At 68.6% G+C, this 6,344-nt stretch carries 3 protein-coding genes and 1 pseudogene; 2 read left to right on the top strand and 2 right to left on the bottom strand.

Annotation, left to right across the window (positions count from 1 at the left end):
• Positions 1–97 precede the first annotated feature (97 nt).
• Entirely contained in the window at positions 98–1,414 is a 1,317-nt protein-coding gene (locus tag AB0B68_RS21740; protein ID WP_357262146.1) for an extracellular solute-binding protein, read from the bottom strand.
• Between the two features lie 412 nt (positions 1,415–1,826).
• Between AB0B68_RS21740 and AB0B68_RS21735 the strand changes: the two genes are divergently transcribed.
• Both AB0B68_RS21735 and AB0B68_RS21730 read left to right on the top strand, forming a co-directional pair.
• On the top strand, positions 1,827–2,852 hold the full coding sequence (locus AB0B68_RS21735; protein WP_355006919.1) for a LacI family DNA-binding transcriptional regulator: 1,026 nt from the start codon (positions 1,827–1,829) through the stop codon (positions 2,850–2,852).
• A 54-nt stretch (positions 2,853–2,906) separates the two neighbouring features.
• Positions 2,907–3,875: pseudogene (locus AB0B68_RS21730) on the top strand (family 43 glycosylhydrolase); the annotation flags it as partial.
• A gap of 64 nt (positions 3,876–3,939) precedes the next feature.
• Here the strand turns inward: AB0B68_RS21730 and AB0B68_RS21725 are convergent.
• A complete protein-coding gene (locus AB0B68_RS21725) occupies positions 3,940–6,333 on the bottom strand; it encodes an RICIN domain-containing protein (protein WP_357207786.1) in 2,394 nt (797 codons plus the stop codon).
• Between the last annotated feature and the right edge of the window lie 11 nt (positions 6,334–6,344).

Raw genomic sequence — 6,344 nt, 5'->3', positions numbered from 1 at the left:
CGGGTCACCACCTGGGTGGCGTCGGCGTCGGTGGGCCGGGTCACCACCTGGGTGGCCTCCGCGTCGCGCCCGGTTGGTGCGCTGCCGAGGGCAGACGTCATCGGGACAGTTCCTTCTGGTACTCGGCCTGGACCGCCTTCACGTACCCCTCGGGCGTCTGCTGACCGGCGATCAGCTTCTGCATCTCCGGCGTGATCGCGGCGGCGAAGATGCCGCCGGTGGCGTTCGCGGTGAAGTCCACAGCGCCGTTCTCCGCGCCGAGCTGCTGTGACGCCTTCAGGGTCTCGGCCAGCACGGTGTTCGGGGCGGCGCTCGGCACCGGCAGGTCACTCGGGCCGCCGGGGCTGGAGCCGCCGACGGTCACCGAGATCTCGCGGGCCTTGGCGTTGGTGTGCACCCAGTTCAGGAAGTACGCGGCGGCGTCCGGGTTCTTGGCCTTGGCGGAGACACCGAAGGTGTTGGGGGCGGACATCGCCACGTGCTTCCCACCGGCGGACTCGGTGGGGAAGAGGAAGAAGCCCACGTTGCCGGGCATCGACTTGTCGAGGTTGGCCGACTCCCAGTCGCCGTTGAACATGAACAGGCCGTTGCCCTTCTGGAACTCCCCCACCATGCCGGCATAGTCCAGAGCGTTGGCGTCCTTGGTGAAGTAGCCGGCCTGGGCCCACTTCTGAATGGTCTGGGTGGCCTTCAGGGCGGCCGGGGTGTCGAACGTGGCCCCCGGCTTCTGGAAGATCCAGTCGGCGACCTGGGTCGGGTCGCCGAACTGGTTCTGCAGCGCCTGGTGCGGGAAGTTGATGCCGGCGGTGTTCTTGTTGAACTGCATGATCGGCTGGACCCCGCCGGTCTTCGCCTTGGCCAGCAGTTCCTCGAACTCGGCGACGGTGGCCGGCGGCTGGGTCATGCCGATCTGAGTGGCCAGCTTCTTGTTGTAGAAGACGCCGGTGACGCTGTACCCGAGACCCATCCCGTACAGCGAGCCGGTGCCCCGGGTGTTCTCGCCGACGCGCAGCTGCATGAGCTGCGAGGCGGGGAACTTGTCCCAGCCGTACGCGGTGAAGTACGGGTCGAGGTTCTTGAGCAGGTCGTCCTTGACCAGGTCGACCATGGTCGGGAGCCGGATGATGTCGGGCGAGTTGTCCGACGCCATCACCCGGGGCGCGTTCTCCACGATCACCGTGAACTGGTCCTCGCGGACGTTGAACTTGACGTTCGAGTGCTGCTTGGAGAACTCGTCGGCCAACGCCTTGGCCAGCGGGAAGCCGGTCTCCGCGTACATCTCCAGGGTGATCGGGTCGGCGCCCAACTCCGTCTTGACGGCGGCGTCGGATTTCTGGGTCGACGAGCGGTCCTCACCCGGCGCGCTGCAGGCCGTCGCGGTCATCCCGACGGCCAGCAGCGAGGCGAGGAGCACAGTTCTCCGTCGCGAAAACTTTGTCAGCAATTCTGCCATTTCATGACTCCTCGACATCTCCACGCGTCGCGCGACCCATGGCCACGCGACGGCTCCACCGGGACCACCGCGACCCGGCGGAGGCCACGACACGTACGTCGTGACCTGTCGCGCGGGCGCGGCACCCGTACCGTCAGCACAAAAGGAACCGGCACGGCCACCGAAGGCGCCTCTGGATGCACCAGAAGTGGTCGCTAAACTGATTTAGCAGAGCATGCGCGCGGCACGGGAAGCTGTCAAGGACAACTTGGCAACGGTGCGGAAACGTCGGGTTCACACCACACCCGACGTGACCGGCGCTCGATCCCGGACGGCGAAGCATCATGATGGGCAGGAGCGGCGCCCGTGGCACCGCGCCTGATTCGGAGGACTGATGGGCCGCAACAGAGCAACACTCGCCGACGTCGCGCGGATGGCCGGGCTGTCCAAGACCGCCGCGTCGATGGTGCTCAACGGCAGGGAGGGCACCCGACTCTCGGCCGAGGCGCACCAGCGGGTGTTCGCCGCCGCCGAGGAACTCGGCTACCGACCCAACCTGGCCGCGCGCAGCCTGCGCACCCGCAAGACGGCCACCATCGCGTTCGTCTCCGACATCGTGGCGACCACCCGGTTCGCCGGCGACCTCATCCGCGGCGCCCTCGACGCGGCCCGCGAACGGGACCATGTCCTGCTCATCACCGAGACGCAGGGCGACGCCACCTTCGAGCAGTACGCCATCGAGGCCGTCCTGGACCGGCAGGTCGACGGGGTTATCTACGCGGCGATGGCGACCAGACGGCTGACGGTGCCCGCCGCCATCCTCGGCGGTCCGGTGGTGCTGCTCAACGCCACCAGCCCCGACGGCCTGCCCAGCGTTGTCCCCGACGACGAGGGGGCCGGGCGCTCCGTCGCCACCGCCCTGCTGGAGCTCGGCCACCGCGACGCGATCGCGCTCATCGGCCGCAACCGGCTCAAGGAGGACGACCCCGAGGTCTCGCTCGCCGCCCGCGCCCGCCTGCACGGCATCCGGCAGACGCTGGACGAGGCGAAGGTCGGTCTCCTGGCCGAGTGTTTCTGCACCGAGTGGCTGCCCGAGCACGGGTACGCGGCCACGCGAAGCCTGCTCAGCAAGCCGGAGCGACCCAGCGCGATCATCTGCATGAACGACCGGCTGGCCTTCGGCGCGTACCAGGCACTCGGCGAGGCGGGGCTGACCGTCCCGGAGGACATCTCGGTCATCTCGTTCGACGACGACCCGATCGCCGCCTGGTTGCGTCCGAGCCTGGCCACCACGGCGCTGCCGCACGAACAGATGGGACGTCGAGCGGTCGAACTGCTCCTGGACGGGGGTGCCGTCGAGCCCTCACTGGTGCCGATGCCCCTGCGTCGACGCCGGTCCCTCGCGCCTCCGGCCGGCTGAGCAACGGCCCCTCCGATCCGTACCAAAGACTGGCCCTGACCGACGCTAAAACGGTTTAGTGCTAGGTTTCCGACCATGCTTCGTCTACCCGACCACTGGGTGTGGGACAGCTGGTACGCGCGGGACGACAACGGCCTCTGGCACGTGTTCTTCCTGCGCGCGTCCCGCGCCCTGCACGACCCGCACCGCCGCCACCGCCGGGCCACCATCGGCCACGCCGTCTCGGCGGACCTGCGCTCGTGGCGCCTGGTCGCCGACGCCGTGGTCCCCTCCGACGCACCCGGCTGGGACGACCTGGCGACCTGGACGGGCTGCACGGTCCGCGGGCCGGACGGACGGTGGTACCTGTTCTACACCGGCGTCGGTCGCGCCGAGGACGGGCTCGTCCAACGCATCGGACTGGCCGTCTCCGACGACCTCATGACGTGGCACCGGCACGGCACGGAGCCGATCGTCCAGGCCGACCCCACCTGGTACGAGCTGCTGGACAAGGAGCTGTGGTACGAGCAGGCGTGGCGTGACCCCTGGGTCTTCCCCGACCCCGACGGCGAGGGTTGGCACATGCTGATCACCGCCCGCGCCAACTCCGGTCCGGCGAACACCCGTGGCGTCGTCGGGCACGCCACCTCCACCGACCTCGTCACCTGGACCGTCGCGCCGCCGCTGTCGACTCCGGCCGGCTTCGGTCACCTGGAGGTGCCCCAGGTCGCGGTGCTCGACGGGCAGCCGCTGCTGCTCTTCTCCACCGACGCCACCGGTAGCGCCCGGCGTGACGACCACCGGATCTGGGTGGCACCGGGCGAGACCACCCTCGGGCCGTGGGACATCGCGTCCGCCCGGCCGTTCACCCACCCGCACCTGTACGCGCCACGGCTGGTCCCCGGACCCGCCGACGACTGGTCCCTCATCGGTTTCCTCGACCACGTCGACGGAACATTCGTCGGGGAACTCACCGATCCCATCCCGGTCCGCTACGACGCCGCGACCGGGTTGACAGTGGACCGGGCGAACGTGGCGGGGTAGACCGGACAGGTCCGGGCCGAGGCGTCCCGCCCCGGCCCGGACCTGTCGGTGTCGTGCTACTGGATCAGCTGCGCAACTGCCACTGCTGGTTGGTGCCGCCGGAGCAGGCCCAGAGGATCAGCTTCGTGCCGTTCGCCGTCGCGGCGCCGTTGGCGTCCAGGCAGAGACCCGACTGCACACCGGTGATCGTGCCGTTGGCGTTGACGTTCCACTGCTGGTTGGCCTGACCGTTGCAGTCCCAGATCACCACGGCGGTGCCGTTGCTGGTGCCCTGGCCGGAGGCGTCCAGGCACTTGGTGCCGTAGACCATGAGCTGACGGCTGGCGGTGTGGGTCCACCGCTGGTTGGTGGCCGCACTGATGCAGTCCCAGATCTGGGCCTGCGTGCCGTTCGTGGTGCTGGAGTTTCCGATCTCGGCGCAGCGGCCCGACTGTGCACCCACGATCTGCACGTTCTGCGGGTTGGTGCCGCCGCCGCTCTGCACGCCAGCCGCGTTGATCACGGTCTGCGCGCCCGACGGCCAACTGCCGTTGCTGACCGTGACGTTGCCGTTGACCACGTTGCCGCGGTCGCCGTTCGTCACGTTCGTGGAGTTGTTCGTCGACCAGTTGTTGGTGACCGTGAAGTTGCCCATGTTCTCCGCGTACCAGTAGTTGGCGGTGGCCCAGGTACCGGTGGAGGAGAACACGTTGTTGCGGGCGGTGTAGTAGCGGGAGCCCTCGTCGAAGTAGAGCCCGAACCAGCCGTTGGTCCGCAGGCAGTAGTTCTGGTTGATGGTCGCGCCCGGGTTCGCCGACAGCGTGTAGATGCAGCCGCCGTCGGTCATCTGCTGCATCACGTCGTGCACGTAGTTGCCGATGACCTGGTTGTTGGCCGCCGTGGTCGCCGTGGTGTAGCGCGGCTGGTAGTTGTAGAGGCCCCGGTTGGCGTAGTGCTGGCTGCCACCGGCGTCGTTGGCGCCCCAGCCGTAGCCGACCGACAGACCGGTGTACGGCATGTTGTAGACCTCGTTGTACGAGACCGACGCCGTGTTCACATAGGTGGTCAGGATCGAGACCACGCCCCGGTACTCGAGGCCGAGATCGTGCACCCGGTTGTTGCTGATGGTGATGTTGCGGTTGACCATCCGCTGGTCACTGGGGTGATGGGCGTCGGCGCGTACGCCACCGACCACGACGCCACCGGCGGAGTTACGGGCGATCTCGGAGCGGGTGACGGTGATGTCGCTGGCGCCCAGGCCGACACCGCTGGCATGGGCGTTGGCGTCGTTGCCGATGCCGATCGCGGTCTGCCCGAGGTTGACGAACTGGGAGTCGCTGAAAGTGATGGTGTTGGCAGCGGAGACCTGCACGGCGGCGGGCATCTGGTTCCAGTTCGGCCGGGTGGCCTCGAACTGGGGGCAGCCGGCCTGGCAGGAGGTCAGCGCGTCGGAGGGCCGGGACCAGGTGCCGGTGATGTGGGCACCGGTCTGCTGGTCGGCGAAACCGTTGCTGCTGCTCGGGCCGAGCCAGCTGGTGCCGGTGAAGGTGATGCCGCTGAACGAGATGTGGTGCGCCGGCGCGCTGAGGGTGCCGCCGACGTTGACCAGGGACTGTAGCTGTGGCAACTCGACGCTGACCGAGCTCATGTTCTGCCCGGCGAGGGGGATGTAGTTGAGCTGGCCGTTGCTCGGGTTGAGGTACCACTCCCCCGCCGAGTCCAGGAACTCGTACGCGTTGGTCAGGTAGAAGGGACCGGCGCGGTGCGGGCTGGAGAGGGTGTCGAACCCGAAGGTGTTGTTGTTCCACGCCGGCTGCTGCATCGTCAGGAAGTTTCCGCTGATGCTCTGCACCGGCGAGTACCGGTCGGTGAACGAGCCGACGCTCTCCACCTCGACCCGGTTCTGGTTGCCGAGGTTGTTCAGGTAGTTCAGCGCACTGTTGGTGAACCGCATGCCGGACGTGGTGAAGGTGAAGTCGGAGCGGTTCACGGCGGTGCGTGCCCGGGTGGCGACGGTCCCGTTGACGTAGAGCTGACGGGAGTCGAGCCCTGCGCCGACGTTGGCCCGCCAGATGTTCTTTCCGGAGTCGACGAGCGACCAGCCGGTGACCGCCCGGGCGCCGGTGATCGTCGGACGCGCGCCGGAGGCCGCCCGCCAGATCACCTGATAGCCGTTGTTGCCCGAGTCGGCCGCGGTGAACCGCAGCGGTGACGAGAGCCGGTACGCCCCGTTGGCCAACTCCACGACGATGTCACCGGACATCGCGCTGTTGATCGCCCGTACCGCGGTCTGGGCGGCGGTCAGCGAACACGGTTGGCTGGCGGAACACGCGGTGCCGGTGCCGGAGGGCGACGCGTAGAGGGTGGTGGTGGCCGCGGAGGCCGGGGACGCCGAGGCGGTTACCGCGACCAGCGCGGTCACCGCTGTCGCGGCGGCGCCGGCCAGCAGTCGGCGCAGCGGCGAAAGGGACGAGGACACGGGATGGTGCT

Source organism: Micromonospora sp. NPDC049049 (genome assembly GCF_040649115.1).
Lineage (GTDB): Bacteria > Actinomycetota > Actinomycetes > Mycobacteriales > Micromonosporaceae > Micromonospora.
This window is presented reverse-complemented; position numbering and strand designations above follow the sequence as displayed.